The sequence below is a fragment of the Chthonobacter rhizosphaerae genome (assembly GCF_013839525.1).
Taxonomy (GTDB): Bacteria; Pseudomonadota; Alphaproteobacteria; order Rhizobiales; family Pleomorphomonadaceae; genus Chthonobacter; species Chthonobacter rhizosphaerae.
The window spans coordinates 91,256-105,460 of sequence record NZ_JACDIS010000010.1 but is presented as its reverse complement, the minus strand read 5'-3'; the positions used below and the strand labels follow the sequence as shown (position 1 = coordinate 105,460).

Below are 14,205 nucleotides of genomic sequence, written 5' to 3'. Positions count from 1 at the left end.
CGCCTCATCCGGCGACCGGCCTCGTCCCGGTCGCCCCTCCCTCTCCGGTCCCATGCCCATCGAAACCAATCCGCTCGACCTCCTCGAGCTCGCCGCGGCCCTCGTCGCCTCGGGCCTCGTCTCCGGCGTGCTCGCCGGCCTCTTCGGCGTGGGCGGAGGGGCGGTGCTCGTGCCGGTCTTCTTCCAGGTGCTCGGCCTTGCCGGGGTGGACGAATCGGTGCGCATGCACGTGTCGATCGCCACCTCCACCGGCATCATCCTGCCGACGGCGTTGCGGTCCTTCGGCGCCCACCACGCCCGCGGCGTCGTCGACATGGAGCTCCTGCGAAGCTGGGTGATCTGGATTCCGCTCGGGGTGGTGGTGGCGACCGCCGTCGCCTCGTCGCTCTCCAGCGAGGGGCTCCGGATCGTGTTCGCCGTCATCGCGGTCCTGTTCGCCATCCGCATGCTGTTCAATCGGGCGTCCTGGCGGCTCGGGCCCGACCTGCCGAAGAGCCGGGTGGCGCGCGCCATCGTCGGTGCGGTGATCGGCTTCTTCTCCACCCTGATGGGCATCGGCGGCGGCGTTCTCAACAACACCTACATGACGCTCTACGGACGCCCCATGCACCAGGCCGTCGCCACCTCGTCCGGCGTCGGGGTGCTCATCGCGATTCCGGGCACGCTCGGCTTCATCGTCGCCGGATGGGGCCTGCCGGACCTGCCGCCCTTCTCCCTCGGCTACGTGAACCTGATGGGCGTGCTCCTGGTCGTGCCGATCACCCTCCTCACCGCCCCACTCGGGGTGCGGCTCGCCCACGCGCTGCCGAAGCGCCGGCTGGAGATCCTGTTCGGCCTCTTCCTCCTGTCCGTGGCGGCGAAGTTCATCGCTTCGCTGCTCTGACCGCCGTCAGAGCTGGCCGTTGTACGCCAGGTAGCCGACGACCAGCACGAACCCGATCGCGAGCCAGACCATGGCCTGCCGGAACCGCACCAGCGCGCCCTGCCGCGTCGCGAACAGGCCCGCCCCGATGACGAGCGCGAGGGCGCCTAGCTGCGCCATGCTGGCCACGTCGTCGGAGGCGACGCCGCCCACCATGCCGCCGTCGTCGAAGGCGACCAGCACCACCATGGCGGTGATCAGGATGGCGATGCCGGCGAGGAGGAAAGGCTGTCGCATCATGCCTCCGTGCGCGCCCCGCGCGGCATGCGTCCGCCTCGGGCGGGCAGGGCGGCTATCACCGCCAGCCGCTCGGGCTCGCTCATGCGGCCCCAGGCGCCAATCTCGTCGAGGGTCCTGAGGCAGCCGACGCAAAGGCCCCGCGCGGGGTCGATGGCGCAGATCTTGATGCAGGGCGTCGAAACCGTCACGGCCGGCGGATCCTCGGGGTTGCGGGTGAGACCCATATGGCATCGCGGCGCGCGGGCCGCCAGGGGCCGGATCGGCGCAGGGGCGGGCGCCTCCGCCGGCGGTCCGCGTGGGCGACGGGCCTCAGAGCAGAAGCCCGGTCAGGAAGGCGGCCTCGCCCACCTGCTGCGCGGCGCCGAGCACGTCGCCGGTCTGTCCGCCCAGCGTCCGGCGGGCATAGCGGCCGAGCGCCAGCACGCCGCCCCCCATCAGCAGCAGCCCGGCGATCACGCCGTCCGCCCCGGCGAGCGGCCACGCCAGCGCCGCGAGCCCCACGCCCGAGCCGACCGCCAGCACGAACGCCCGCCGCTCCGGCCGCCCGGCCTGATCGGCGAGGCCGCCCGGGCGCGCGCTCGGCAGGCCATGCCAGAGAGCGACGAGGCCGATCCGGCTCGCCGCTCCCGTGGCCAGCACCGCCAGCCCGGCGGCGAGCGGCCCGGCGGGAATCAGCGCCGCGACCGCCGCCGTCCTGAGGATCAGCGTCATGGCGAGCGCGGCCGCCCCGAACCCGCCGATCCGGCTGTCCTTCATGGCGGCCAGACGTCGCTCCGGCCCGCCGCCCGCCCCAAGCCCGTCCGCGGTGTCCGCCAGCCCGTCCTCGTGCAGCGCCCCGGTCGCCAGCAGCCCGGCCGTCACCACCAGGGCCCCCGCCATCAGGGGCGGCAGCTCCGTGGCGGCGAGGAGGGCGGTCGCGGCCGCAGCCGGCAGCGCGATCACCGCGCCGGCCAGCGGCAGCAGCGCGCCGGCCTCGCGTAAGTCCGGCAGCCGGGCCGGATCGTCGTCGGCGGTCAGCCGGGGCACCGGCAGGCGGGAGAGGAACCGGACGATCCCGGCAAGGTCGATCAGGGCGGCGCGAAGGCGCGCGGTCGGCGTCACGGCGGTGTCCGGGTTTGGCGTTGGCGGGCGACGTCCTGTATAGATCCCGGCCCGCGCCGTCACCACACCCAAGGACGGATGGCGCCGCGTCGCCCCACAGGCTAGGCCGTCGCGGACCAGGGCCGCGCCGGGCCGATCGTGTGCCGGGGCTGAGACCGGGACCGAGGCCAGGGCCAAGGAAGGACGAGCTTGATGAGCAACATGACCGGACTGCCCTTCGACGACATCCGCGATCTGGTCGCCCGCATGCCGGGGCCGGACGACGACGCGGGGGCTGCCGTGCGCGCCCGCGACGCGCGCCTCACCAAGCCCGCGGGTTCTCTAGGCCGCCTGGAGGGTCTGGTGGAATGGCTGGCGGCCTGGCAGTCGCGCAGCGCGCCCAGGGTGGACCGGCCGGTGGTCTGCATCTATGCCGCCAACCACGGCATCGCGGCGCGCGGCGTCTCCGCCTTTCCGCAGTCGGTCACCCAGCAGATGGTGGACAACTTCGCCGCCGGCGGCGCGGCCATCAACCAGATCTGCCTCGCCTACGACTTCGGCCTGAAGGTGCTGGACCTCGCGCTCGAACACCCGACGCCGGACATCGTTGAGGCCGACGCCTTCGACGAGGCGGGCTGCGCGGCCACCATCGCGTTCGGCATGGAATCGATCGCCGGCGGCATGGACCTTCTCGTCACGGGCGAGATGGGCATCGCCAACACGACCGTCGCCGCCGCCCTCTACCACGCCCTCTACGGCGGCACCGCCGACGAATGGGTCGGCCGCGGCACCGGCGTCGACGACGAGGGGCTGAAGCGGAAGTCCGACGCGGTGGCCGCCGCCGTCGCCCGCATCGAAGGCACGCGCGACCCGCTGGAGATCCTGCGCCGGCTCGGTGGCCGGGAGATCGCCGCCATGGTGGGCGCGCTGATCGCCGCCCGGTTCGAGCGCGTCCCGGTCGTGGTCGACGGTTTCGTCGCCACCGCCGCGGCGGCGATCCTCCACGCCATGGATCCGACCGCCATCGACCACGTGCTGATCGGCCACGTCTCCGCCGAGAACGCCCACCGCGAGGTCGTCCGCCGTCTCGGCAAGGACCCGCTCCTCAGCCTCGGCATGCGTCTCGGCGAAGGCACAGGCGCCGCCCTCGCCGCCTCCCTCGTCCGCACCGCCGCGCTCACCCACGCCGGCATGGCGACCTTCGAGCAGGCCGGCGTCGACGACAAGGCGTGAGGATTTCCCGTCCTCGGGATCAGGATCGCTGAACCGTCACCACCGCCACCGGAACCCTCTCCCCTTGTGGGAGAGGGCAGGGTGAGGGGGAACCGCCACCGCCAAAAAACCACGCGAGAGAGGGCAGGGTGAGGGGGGAACCGCCACCCCCGTCACCCGGCGCGCCGCGTCCCTACCCCGCCGCCCGCCTGACCCTCGGCGTCACGACGCCGGCCGGCGGCGCATGGGCCCGATCCGGGATCGCCGGCATCACTTCCATCACGCGGGCGGCCGGGAAGGTGATCATCGCCTCCGTGCCTTCGCGCAGCTTCGATTTCAGCTCGAACTTGCCGCCATGCATCGTCATCAGCGCCTTCACGATCGGCAGGCCGAGGCCGGTGCCCTGTTCGGCGGTCTTGATGGCGAGCGAGCCCTGGCCGAAGGCGGAGAGCACGATCGGGATCTCCTCCTCCGGAATGCCAGGCCCGTTGTCGCGGACGGACACGTACTGCCCGCCGCCCACGGTCCAGCCCATCTTGATCCAGATCTCGCCGTTGGCGGGCGTGAACTTCACCGCGTTGGAGAGAAGGTTCAGGATGATCTGCCGGATCGCCCGTTCGTCGGCCCAGATCTTCGGCAGGTCCGGCTCGAACTGCTGATGAATGGTGAGGTTCTTGGTCTTGGCCTTCAGCTTCATCAGATGGTGGCAGTCCTCCGCCACGTGGGCGAGGGTCACCGCCTCCTCGTTCAGCTGGTAGCGCCCCGCCTCGATGCGCGACAGGTCCAGGATCTCGTTGATCAGGTTCAGAAGGTGCTTGCCGGAGTTGTGGATGTCCGACACGTACTCCCGATAGTGGGCGTTGCCGATCGGGCCGAACACCTCGCCCTGCATGATCTCGGAAAAGCCCAGGATGGCGTTGAGCGGGGTGCGGAGCTCGTGGCTCATGGTGGCGAGGAAGCGCGACTTGGCGAGGTTGGCCTCCTCCGCCCGTCGCCGGCTCTCGTCCGAGACCGCGTTCGCCTGTTCCAGCTCGGCGATCAGCGCGTCCTTCTCCGCCCGGAATTCCAGCATGGCGAGGGCGTTCTGGCGCATCCGGAAGGCGAGCACGATGAAGAAGCCCTCGGCGAACACCACGAAGCCCGCGATGGTGTAGGACAGGAAGCTGCCCTCCACCGCGAAGCTGACCGCGCCGAACAGGGTGATCGGCAGCGTGCCGCCGATCACCGCCCGGGGCAGGTTGCTGCCCACCATGGCGATGACGGCCACCGAGAGCAGGATGGTGCCGAACTGCAGCACCGCCGCCTGCTCGCGCAACTCCGACGGAATGACGAACAGGGTGCCGAACGCGATGCCGAACAGCACCTCGCCGATGGTGAACTGGCGCTGCCAGCGCTCCAGATTCACGTCCGCGGCCGGGATCGAGGCGAAGCGCCGGTAGGTGAGGCCGTTCAGGGCGTGCACGCCGAACGCGATCGCGCCCCAGACCGCCAGGGTCTCGACCGGCACGAAATAGATGCTCGCATAGCCGACCACCGCCACCATGATGGCGAGGGCGAGCCACGCGGCCATCCGGTTGCGGGCGTAGCCGAGCAGGACCTCGTAGTCGAACGCCGGGCGCGTTCCGGTGGTCGACGACAGCCGTTCCCGCACCGTCTTGACGGTGCGCGAGACTTCACGGCGACGATCGGCCTTGCGCCGGTTCATCTCCGTGCGTTCTGCTGTCCGTCCGATGGGCGTGTCGGTCATGCGTGCGAAAGGGCCTTCCGTGCACCGGACCTGCCGGGCAAGCGCCGGACCGGCACGTTCAGGTTACCGCGGTCTTCCTTAAGCCAGGGTGTCCAAGCGTGGTTAATGGTTGTGAATGCTCGGCGGAGCCAGCCGTGGTCCTGGATCGGACGGGGCAGGCGAGGGCGCCGGCCGGCCGTCCGCAAGGGCCGGACCCTCTCGCCGATCTCATCGCGCGCATCGGCGCCTGCCGTCTCTGCCGCGAGCGGAACGACCGCCCGCTCCCGCACGAGCCTCGGCCCGTCGTGCGCCTGTCCCGGACGGCCCGCATCCTCGTCGCCGGGCAGGCGCCCGGCACCCGCGTGCACGCGACTGGCATTCCGTTCAACGACCGGTCCGGCGACCGCCTGCGCGCCTGGATGGCCGTCGACCGCGACGTCTTCTACGACGCGGCTCGGATCGCCATCCTGCCCATGGGCTTCTGCTTCCCCGGCCAGGACGCGGCCGGCGGCGACCTGCCGCCCCGCCGCGAATGCGCGCCGGCCTGGCGCGCCGAGGCCGTCTCCGCGCTTCCGGCGGTCGACCTCGTCCTCGCCATTGGCCGCCACGCCCAGCGCTGGCATCTCGGGGCGGACGCGGCCTCGTCCGTGGACGAGACCGTTCGCCGCTGGCGTGCCATCCTGGACCGGGGCGTCCGCCCGGCCGTCATTCCGCTGCCGCATCCGTCGTGGCGCAATACCGGCTGGCTGAAGCGCAACCCCTGGTTCGAGGCCGACCTCCTGCCCGCGCTCCGGGCCGAGGTCGCGCGTCGCCTGGACCCGCCCACGCCGGCCGATTGACAAACCGCCGGTGACCGCGCATCACTTCGGCAGAAAATTATTCTGCGTTCTACCGTCAGGCGTGCCCCTCTGTAGAACGCTGTCCTACCTCTCCAGGGCAGATCCATGATCGACCGCCTCGACCGGAAGATACTCTCCATCCTGCAGGAAGACGCCACCATCCCCGTCGCGGAGATCGGCAAGCGGGTGGGCCTCTCCACCACGCCGTGCTGGCGCCGGATCCAGAAGCTGGAGGAGGACGGGGTCATCCAGCGCCGCGTGGCCGTGCTCGATCCCAAGAAGATCAACGCCAAGGTCACGGTCTTCGTGGCGATCACCACCAATCAGCACTCGGAGGAGTGGCTGAAGCGCTTCGCCGAGCTGATCCGCGACTTCCCCGAGGTCGTCGAGTTCTACCGGATGAGCGGACAGGTCGACTATCTGCTCCGCGTCGTGGTGCCCGACATCGAGGCCTACGACGCCTTCTACAAGAAGCTGATCACCAAGATCGACATCGCCGACGTGTCGTCCTCCTTCGCCATGGAGCAGATCAAGTATACCACCGCGCTCCCGCTCGGCTTCGTGCCGCTGGAGAAGGACAAGGGCACCTGATCGGCGCCTGATCGGGCCGCTCCTCCCAAAGCGCGACCCCGCGCCCCTTCAAAAGCCGACCCGCGGACGCTAAGTTACGGACGCGTCCGGACGCCGTGGAAAGAGCGCGCGTGGCGAATTGCGCCGCAGCGCGCCGTCAGGGAAGGAAGATGAATCCCATGGACATCGCCGAACCCATGCGGGTCGACCAGCAGCTGGTCGATCCCTTCGGTCGTCACGTCTCCTACCTGCGGGTCTCCGTCACGGACCGGTGCGACTTCCGCTGCGTCTACTGCATGGCGGAGGACATGACCTTCCTCCCCAAGAAGGACATCCTCACCCTGGAGGAGCTCGACCGGCTCTGCTCCGCCTTCGTCAGCCGCGGCGTCCGCAAGCTGCGCATCACCGGCGGCGAGCCGCTGGTGCGGCGCGACATCATGCAGCTCTTCCGCCGCCTGTCCCGGCATCTGGTCTCCGGCGCCCTGGAGGAGCTGACGCTCACCACCAACGGCTCCCAGCTCGGCCGCTACGCGTCGGAGCTCGCCGACTGCGGGGTGAAGCGCATCAACGTGTCCGTGGACACGCTGGACCCGGTGAAGTTCCACGCCATCACCCGCTGGGGCGACCTGTCCAAGGTCCTCACCGGCCTCGACGCCGCCGCCAAGGCGGGCCTCAAGGTGAAGATCAACGCCGTGGCGCTGAAGGGCGTCAACGAGGACGAGATCGAGGACATGCTCCTCTGGTCGCACGACCGCGGCTACGACCTCACCCTGATCGAGACCATGCCGCTCGGCGACATCGACGGCGACCGCACCGACCAGTACCTGCCGCTGAACCGCGTCCGGGCGCGGCTGATGGACCGCTTCACCCTGGAGGACATCCCGTACAAGACCGGCGGCCCCGCCCGCTATGTGCGTGTGAAGGAGACCGGCGGCCAGCTCGGCTTCATCACGCCGATGACCCACAATTTCTGCGAAAGCTGCAACCGGGTCCGCGTCACCTGCACGGGCACGCTCTTCATGTGCCTCGGCCAGGAGGACGCGGCCGACCTGCGCGCGCCGCTGCGCGCCTCGGAGGGCGACGACCTCCTCCACGCCGCCATCGACGAGGCCATCGGCCGCAAGCCGAAGGGCCACGACTTCGTCATCGACCGCACCCGCGCCGCCCCGGCGGTCGGCCGCCACATGTCGGTCACCGGCGGCTGATCGGGCCCGCAGCTTCAGGCTTCTCCGAACCGGCTGCGATTAATCCCGTCTTGTGCGACCGCCGTCGAAGGACGATGGTGCGGCGGACCGGCGCCTGATTTGGCGCCGCGTTCCGTCGCGGTCGGTGTGCCGCGGTCCCTCGATCGTTGGCCTCATGTCTGACTACCGCGATACCGTGCGCGGCATCCTGGCGATGCTGTTCTGCTGCTTTTCCTTCATCGTCAACGACACCCTGGTGAAGCTCGCCGGCGAGACCCTGCCTCTCGGCCAGGTCATCTTCTGGCGCGGCGTGTTCTCCACCGCCATGGTCGGCGCGGTCGCCTGGTATGTCGGCGCGTTCCGCAACGCGCGGTCCTACCTGTCCCCGGCCCTCGGCTGGCGCGTGTTCGGCGAGGTCGGGGCGACGCTCCTCTACCTGACGGCGCTCATGTACATCCCCATCGCGGTCGCCAGCACCATCGCCCAGGCGGCGCCGCTGATGATCACGGCGGCCGGCGCCATCTTCCTCGGCGAGCGGGTCGGCTGGCGCCGCTGGACCGCCGTCGCGGTCGGCTTCCTCGGCATCCTGATCATCGTCCGCCCCGGCGCGGAGAGCTTCAGCATCTGGTCGCTCGCGGCGCTCGCCTCCGTCCTGCTGGTGGTCGTGCGCGACGTGACCACCCGGAGCATCCCGCCCACCACGCCGACGCTCTTCATCACCACGGCCACCGCCTTCGCCGTCATGGTGTTCGGCGGCATCATGGCGGTACCGGAGGAATGGCGGCTCATGACCATGCGGGAGACGCTCCTCACCCTTGGCGCCGCCGTCACGCTCATTGGCGGCTTCGTCTTCATCATCGTCGCCACCCGCAACGGCGACATGTCGGTGATCTCGCCGTTCCGCTACTCGTGCATCCTCTACGCCATCGTGATCGGCTACATCGTCTGGGGCGACGTGCCCGACCTGCCCACCGGCATCGGCATCGCGGTCGTGGTCGGCGCCGGGGTCTACACCTTCCTGCGCGAGCGCAAGCTGCATCTGAAGACGCGGATGGCGGTCTCGGCCGAGCAGGGTCCTGCCGGCGCGACCGCGCGGCCCGTGCGGGAGACGGCCGTTGGCTGACGACGGCGCGCGCCGCGGGTCCGGGCTGGTGGCCCGGAAGCCCCACATCGGGCTGCTGGTCGCCATGGCGGCCGTCAACTCGGTCGCCATCAACATCTACATGCCGTCCATGTCGCGCCTCGCGGAGGTGTTCGACACCACCTACGCGAAGGTGCAGCTCACCCTTTCGCTCTATCTCCTCTCCACTGCCCTCGCGCAGATCGTGGTCGGCCCGCTGTCGGACCGCTACGGCCGCCGGCCCGTGGCGCTGTGGGGCTTCGCCATTTTCACGGCCGGCTCCATCCTGTCCCTGTTCGCGCCCACCATCGAGGTGATGATCGTCGCCCGTGTGCTTCAGGGCGCCGGCGGCTGCACCGGCATGGCGCTGTCCCGGGCCATTGTCCGCGACATCTACGACCGCGACCGCGCCGCCTCCATGATCGGCTACGTCACCATGGGCATGTCGGTCGCCCCCATGGTGGCGCCGGTCATCGGCGGCGTCCTCCAGGAGGTGGCGGACTGGTGGGCCAGCTTCGTCGTCCTCACGGGGTTCGGCGTCGCCGTGTTCGTGGCCTGCCTCGTCGGCCTGCACGAAACCAATCCGAACGTCGGCCGCGCCGTCTCCGCCGGCGACCTCGCCCGGCAGTGGGGCCAGCTCGCCCGGTCCGGCATCTTCTGGGCCTACGTGAGCACGGCCACCTTCGCGTCCGCCGTCTATTTCGGCTTCCTCGGCGGCGCGCCCTATGTGGTGTCCGTGCTGATGGACGTGTCGCCGGCCATGTATGGCCTCTGGTTCCTCACCGTGTCGGGCGGCTACCTCGTCGGCAACTTCCTGTCGGGGCGCTACACGGCGCGCTTCGGCGTCTACGCCTTCATCACCGCCGGCAACGTGCTGCAGGCCGTCAGCGTCGCCGCCATGGCGCTCGCCTTCTTCGCCGGGTCCATGCACCCGGCCGCCCTGTTCGTCCCCATGGTGATGATCGCCGTCGCCAACGGCCTGACGCTGCCGTCCGCAATCGCGGGCGCGGTCAGCGTGCGGCCGGATCTCGCCGGCGCCGCCTCGGGCCTCGCCGGCACCTGCCAGATGGGCGTCGGGGCGGGGGCGAGCGCGCTCGCGGGCGCGCTGCTGGTGGTGCTGTGGACCGGCTCGCCCTGGGCCATGGTGGCCGTCATGGCGGCCGCGTCGGTGCTCGGGCTCGTCTCCGGCTTCCTCGTCCGCACCGGCCAGTGACGCGAAGGGGAGGGCCGCCCGACGGGCGCCTACCCCGGCCGGATCACTCGATCACGATCCGGGGCGCCACCCGGCGGTTCGCGGTGTCCCCGGTCAGCGAGGCCCAGACCTCGGACGCGATCGCCTTGTAGATCGCCGCGTGCGGGCCGTCCGGCTCCGTCGCCACCACCGGCAGGCCGGCGTCCGATGTTTCGCGGATCTTCAGCTCCAGCGGCACGGAGCCGAGGAAGGGCACGCCGATCCGCTCCGCCTCGTGCTTGGCGCCGCCGTGGCCGAACACGTCGGACCGGCCCCCGCAGTGCGGGCAGATGAAGTAGCTCATGTTCTCCACGATGCCGAGCACCGGGATCTCCACCTTCTTGAACATGGCGACGCCGCGCCGGGCATCGATCAGCGCCAGGTCCTGGGGCGTGGAGACGATCACCGAGCCGGCGAGCGGCACCTGCTGGGCCATGGTCAGCTGGGCGTCGCCGGTGCCGGGCGGCATGTCGACGACGAGCACGTCGAGCTCGCCCCAGGCGACCTCGCGCAGCATCTGGGTGATGGCGGACACCACCATCGGCCCGCGCCAGATCATCGGCGTCTCCTCCTCCACGAGGAAGCCGATCGACATGACCTTCAGGCCGTAGTTCTCCATGGGCTTCAGGGTGCGGCCCTCGATCACCTGCGGCCGGCCCGAGAGGCGAAGGAGCCTCGGCACCGACGGGCCGTAGATGTCCGCGTCGAGCACGCCCACCTTGTGGCCGTTCGCCGCCAGCCCGAGGGCGAGGTTCACCGCCGTTGTCGATTTGCCGACGCCGCCCTTGCCGGACGCCACCGCGATGATGAACCGCACGCCGGGCACGCCCGGCTTCTGCGGCGCGCCGCCCGCCGGCCCGTGCGAATGGCCGTGGGCATGTCCATGGCTGTGGGCGTGCCCGCCGGGCTGCGCCGCCGGCGGGGCCGCCGCCGGCCGGCTGCCGGGTTTCACGTCGGCGGTCAGCGCCACCATGGCGCGCTCGACGCCGGCCATCCCCTTCACGGCGGTCTCCACGGACGCCCGCAGGCTCTCCAGCTCCCGCGCCTTGTCGGCCGGCACCGTGAGGGAGAACATCACGCGCCCGTCGTTGACGAAGATGTCCGACACCATGCCGGTCGCCACGATGTCGCCGCCTCCGAGCGGATTCGCGATCCGCTTCAATTCGGAAAGCACCTGTTCCTTGCTGGGCCCGGCCATGTCCGTCTCCGTCGGTCTGTGGCTTCTAGCTATGCGGTCCGGTCGCAAGGGTCAACGCGCCGGCCGGGGATCCGGTCCGGCGCGTCGCGTGGCCGCCCTGCGGCAAGCGGGTCGCGGCCGCCCGCCTTGCGTCCGCCACCCGGATCCCCCTAGGGTCGACCCATGACCGATCGCACCCGTCGTTCCGACCGTGACCGTCCCGTTCTCGGTTGCATCCTCGCCGGCGGCCGCTCCAGCCGCATGGGCGGCGGCGACAAGGGCCTGCGTCCGCTCGCCGGCCGCCCCATGATGGCCCGGGCGGTGGAGCGCCTCGGCGCCGAGACCGACCACCTGATCCTCAACGCCAACGGCGATCCGGACCGCTTCGCCGAGTTCGGCCTTCCCGTCATTCCGGACAGCATCCACGGCTTCGCCGGCCCGCTCGCCGGCGTGCTGGCGGCCCTCGATTTCGCCGCCGCCCGCCATCCGGGCGCGGTGTTCGTCGCCACGGCCGCCGCCGACACGCCCTTCTTCCCCGAAGGCCTGGTCGAGACCTTCCTGGACGCCGCCGAAACCGACGACACCATCGTGATCGCCGAGACCGACGAGGGTCGCCACCCGGTATTCGGCCTCTGGCCGGTCGGCCTCCGGGCGGACCTTCGCGCCTTTCTCGACGGCGGCGAGCGCAAGGTCGGCGCTTTCATCGACCGGCACAGGCACGCCGTGGTGCGCATCCCGCCGCTCCTGGTGGACGGCCGGCTGGTGGATCCCTTCTTCAACGTCAACACGCCGAGCGAACTGATCGAGGCGGAGGAGATCGCCGAGGCTCTTCGGGGCGCCGCGGCGGACCAGCCCCTCCAACCCCCACCCGCATCCGCCGCCGGCCGGCGCCGCGATCGTCCCGCTCCCGGCCAGCCGTCGGCCGCGTCCGCCGTTCGCCCGGTCCGGCCCTTCGTCATCGGCGTCGCCGGGTGGAAGAACGCCGGCAAGACCACGCTCGTCGTCGGTCTCGTGACGGCGTTCGTGGCGCGCGGCCTCTCGGTCGCCACCGTCAAGCACGCCCACCACGGCTTCGACGTGGACCATCCGGGCACCGACAGCCACCGCCACCGGCAGGCCGGCGCCGGCCAGACCGCGCTCGTCTCCGCCCGCCGGGTGGCGCTCATGAAGGAACTCGCCTCGCCGGACGAGGAGCCGTCGCTCGCCGACGTGCTCGCCGCCCTCGACCCGGCCGACGTGGTGGTGGTGGAGGGCTGGAAGCGCGAGCCCATCCCCAAGGTGGAGGTGCGCCGGCGGGAGGCCGCCCGTCACGACCCGCTCCACCCCGCCGATCCCGCCGTCGTCGCCATCGCGGCCGACCATCCGGTGGAGGCGTCCGTGCCGACCTTCAGCCTCGACGAGATCGACCGGCTCGCCGACTACCTCCTGACGTTGAGGCCCTGAGCCCATGACCTCCAACCGCCGCCTCCTCGACGACTGCTTCCTCACCGACAAGGAGCGGATGACCCACGGCGAGGCGCTCGCGCTCATCACCGAGCGGGTTGCCGCCGTCGCCGGGCCGGAGACCGTGCCGGTCACCGCCTGCGAGGGCCGCATTCTCGCCGAGAGCGTCGTCGCCCCCATGGATGTCCCGCTCTCCGACAACGCCGCCGTCGACGGCTACGCCTACGCGTCCAGTTCCTACGAGGCGACCGGCGGCTTCTTCCCCGTGGTCGACCGCATCGCCGCCGGCCATCCGCGCCACGACCCGGTGCCGCCCGGCGCGGCCGTCCGCATCTTCACCGGCGCCGCCATGCCGGCGGGCGTCGACACCGTCGCCATGCAGGAGGACTGCGAGACCCACGACCAGGACCGCCAGGCCTTCGTCATCGTGCCGCCGGGCCTGAAGCCCGGCGCCAACAGGCGCAGGGCGGGCGAGGACCTGAAGGCCGGCACGCTCGTGATGGGGGAGGGGATCCGCCTCCGCGCCCAGGAGGCAGCCAGCCTCGCGTCCTTCGGGCGAACGGGCGTCCAGGTCCGGCGCCGGCTGCGGGTCGCCACGGTGTCCACCGGCGACGAGATCGTCCGGCCGGGCGCGCCCATCCGCCCGGGCCAGGTCTACGACAGCAACCAGGCGCTCCTGACCGCGCTCCTCGCCAAGGCCGGCGCCGAGGTGACGGACCTCGGCGTGCTCGCCGACCGGTTCGACGTCATCCGCGACACCCTCGCCGACGCGGCCACCCGGTTCGACGTCATCATCACCTCGGGCGGCGCCTCCCGGGGCGAGGAGGACCATGTGGTCACCGCCCTCGACGAGATCGGCCGCCGCCACCTCTGGCAGATCGCCGTCAAGCCGGGCCGGCCCATGACCCTCGGCCAGATCGGCGACTGCGTCTTCCTGGGCCTGCCCGGCAATCCGGTCGCCGTCTTCGCCTGCTTCCTCCTCTACGGCCTGCCCCTCTTCGCCCGACTGGAGGGCGCGGTCTGGCGCGAACCGGTGCGCTTCCCGCTGCCGGCCGCGTTCGAGATCGCCCGCAAGAAGCCCGACCGGCGCGAGTTCCTGCGCGGCCGCCTCGCCACCGGTGCCGACGGGCGGCTCGTCGTGGAGAAATTCCCCCGCGACGGCTCGGGCCTCATCACCGGCCTTCGCGAGGCGGACGGCTTCATCGACATTCCCGAGCCCGTCACCGCCGTTGCGCCTGGAGACCTCGTCTCCTTCGTGCCGTTCACCGGTTTCTTCTGACCGCGAACCCGCGCTCGTCTGCCCTAAGGGAAGGTGACGACCCGTCGTTTCGCCGCTGAGGATTATGCGGGTCCGGAATGGACTAGTGATATTTAGATTATTGCAAGTCATTAGCGAATGAGACGACAATAGGCCGCAAGTGCCTGAACGCGGTTCTGTCGAGCCCCGCCGGGCACGAGTAC

General features: G+C 71.1%; 14 protein-coding genes and 1 pseudogene. 10 read left to right on the top strand and 5 right to left on the bottom strand.

The annotated features are described in order from the left end of the window. Positions 1–52: 52 nt before the first annotated feature. Positions 53–883, top strand: coding sequence for a sulfite exporter TauE/SafE family protein (locus HND91_RS17265; RefSeq protein ID WP_181707845.1), 831 nt, complete (start codon positions 53–55; stop codon positions 881–883). 6 nt (positions 884–889) lie between these two features. Here HND91_RS17265 and HND91_RS17260 read toward each other — a convergent pair whose 3' ends face one another. The 3 genes from HND91_RS17260 to HND91_RS17250 all read right to left on the bottom strand — a co-directional run bounded on the left by HND91_RS17260 (position 890) and on the right by HND91_RS17250 (position 2,263). Continuing rightward, positions 890–1,159: a hypothetical protein gene (locus HND91_RS17260; RefSeq protein ID WP_181707844.1), complete on the bottom strand. Its 270-nt coding sequence runs from the start codon at positions 1,157–1,159 to the stop codon at positions 890–892. Beyond that, on the bottom strand, positions 1,159–1,350 hold the full coding sequence (locus HND91_RS17255) for a DUF1289 domain-containing protein (RefSeq protein ID WP_425485481.1): 192 nt from the start codon (positions 1,348–1,350) through the stop codon (positions 1,159–1,161). Before HND91_RS17255 ends, HND91_RS17260 begins: the two co-directional genes overlap by 1 nt. Before the next feature lie 121 nt (positions 1,351–1,471). Further along, entirely contained in the window at positions 1,472–2,263 is a 792-nt protein-coding gene (locus tag HND91_RS17250) for an adenosylcobinamide-GDP ribazoletransferase (protein WP_181707842.1), read from the bottom strand. Positions 2,264–2,455: 192 nt separating this feature from the next. Here HND91_RS17250 and cobT point away from each other — a divergent pair, with 192 nt between their 5' ends. Then, positions 2,456–3,475, top strand: coding sequence for a nicotinate-nucleotide--dimethylbenzimidazole phosphoribosyltransferase (cobT, locus tag HND91_RS17245; protein ID WP_181707841.1), 1,020 nt, complete (start codon positions 2,456–2,458; stop codon positions 3,473–3,475). 172 nt (positions 3,476–3,647) lie between these two features. On the opposite strand, the gene HND91_RS17240 is transcribed toward cobT, so the two are convergent. Continuing rightward, positions 3,648–5,201, bottom strand: coding sequence for a sensor histidine kinase (locus tag HND91_RS17240; protein ID WP_181707840.1), 1,554 nt, complete (start codon positions 5,199–5,201; stop codon positions 3,648–3,650). A gap of 134 nt (positions 5,202–5,335) precedes the next feature. Here HND91_RS17240 and HND91_RS17235 point away from each other — a divergent pair, with 134 nt between their 5' ends. From HND91_RS17235 to HND91_RS17215, 5 genes are all read left to right on the top strand, one after another. Next, positions 5,336–6,019 (top strand): uracil-DNA glycosylase family protein, encoded by a 684-nt coding sequence (locus HND91_RS17235; protein ID WP_343057383.1) that lies wholly within the window; start codon positions 5,336–5,338, stop codon positions 6,017–6,019. Positions 6,020–6,127: 108 nt separating this feature from the next. Beyond that, positions 6,128–6,610, top strand: coding sequence for an Lrp/AsnC family transcriptional regulator (locus HND91_RS17230; RefSeq protein WP_484482134.1), 483 nt, complete (start codon positions 6,128–6,130; stop codon positions 6,608–6,610). Between the two features lie 158 nt (positions 6,611–6,768). After that, on the top strand, positions 6,769–7,794 hold the full coding sequence (gene moaA / locus HND91_RS17225) for a GTP 3',8-cyclase MoaA (RefSeq protein WP_425485479.1): 1,026 nt from the start codon (positions 6,769–6,771) through the stop codon (positions 7,792–7,794). Between the two features lie 154 nt (positions 7,795–7,948). Further along, on the top strand, positions 7,949–8,896 hold the full coding sequence (locus HND91_RS17220; RefSeq protein WP_181707837.1) for a DMT family transporter: 948 nt from the start codon (positions 7,949–7,951) through the stop codon (positions 8,894–8,896). After that, positions 8,889–10,106, top strand: coding sequence for a multidrug effflux MFS transporter (locus HND91_RS17215; protein ID WP_181707836.1), 1,218 nt, complete (start codon positions 8,889–8,891; stop codon positions 10,104–10,106). The genes HND91_RS17220 and HND91_RS17215 overlap by 8 nt, the downstream gene beginning before the upstream one ends. Positions 10,107–10,149: 43 nt before the next feature. Here HND91_RS17215 and HND91_RS17210 read toward each other — a convergent pair whose 3' ends face one another. Continuing rightward, positions 10,150–11,322 (bottom strand): Mrp/NBP35 family ATP-binding protein, encoded by a 1,173-nt coding sequence (locus HND91_RS17210; protein WP_181707835.1) that lies wholly within the window; start codon positions 11,320–11,322, stop codon positions 10,150–10,152. Between the two features lie 162 nt (positions 11,323–11,484). Here HND91_RS17210 and mobA point away from each other — a divergent pair. The 3 genes and pseudogenes from mobA to HND91_RS17195 form a co-directional block, all read left to right on the top strand. Next, a pseudogene (gene mobA, locus HND91_RS17205) lies at positions 11,485–12,090 on the top strand (molybdenum cofactor guanylyltransferase MobA); the annotation flags it as partial. A gap of 168 nt (positions 12,091–12,258) precedes the next feature. Further along, on the top strand, positions 12,259–12,744 hold the full coding sequence (gene mobB / locus HND91_RS22865; RefSeq protein WP_181707894.1) for a molybdopterin-guanine dinucleotide biosynthesis protein B: 486 nt from the start codon (positions 12,259–12,261) through the stop codon (positions 12,742–12,744). Positions 12,745–12,748: 4 nt separating this feature from the next. After that, positions 12,749–14,023, top strand: a complete 1,275-nt coding sequence (locus HND91_RS17195; RefSeq protein WP_181707834.1) for a molybdopterin molybdotransferase MoeA — start codon at positions 12,749–12,751, stop codon at positions 14,021–14,023. The last annotated feature ends 182 nt before the right edge of the window (positions 14,024–14,205 follow it).

What these genes read in the sequence shown, in the direction of transcription:
- HND91_RS17265 (WP_181707845.1), top strand. Translation starts at nt 53, where the DNA reads ATGCCCATCGAAACCAATCCGCTCGACCTCCTCGAGCTCGCCGCGGCC.
- HND91_RS17260 (WP_181707844.1), bottom strand. Translation starts at nt 1,159, where the DNA reads ATGCGACAGCCTTTCCTCCTCGCCGGCATCGCCATCCTGATCACCGCC.
- cobT (WP_181707841.1), top strand. Translation starts at nt 2,456, where the DNA reads ATGAGCAACATGACCGGACTGCCCTTCGACGACATCCGCGATCTGGTC.
- HND91_RS17240 (WP_181707840.1), bottom strand. Translation starts at nt 5,201, where the DNA reads ATGACCGACACGCCCATCGGACGGACAGCAGAACGCACGGAGATGAAC.
- moaA (WP_425485479.1), top strand. Translation starts at nt 6,769, where the DNA reads ATGGACATCGCCGAACCCATGCGGGTCGACCAGCAGCTGGTCGATCCC.
- HND91_RS17220 (WP_181707837.1), top strand. Translation starts at nt 7,949, where the DNA reads ATGTCTGACTACCGCGATACCGTGCGCGGCATCCTGGCGATGCTGTTC.
- HND91_RS17210 (WP_181707835.1), bottom strand. Translation starts at nt 11,322, where the DNA reads ATGGCCGGGCCCAGCAAGGAACAGGTGCTTTCCGAATTGAAGCGGATC.
- HND91_RS17195 (WP_181707834.1), top strand. Translation starts at nt 12,749, where the DNA reads ATGACCTCCAACCGCCGCCTCCTCGACGACTGCTTCCTCACCGACAAG.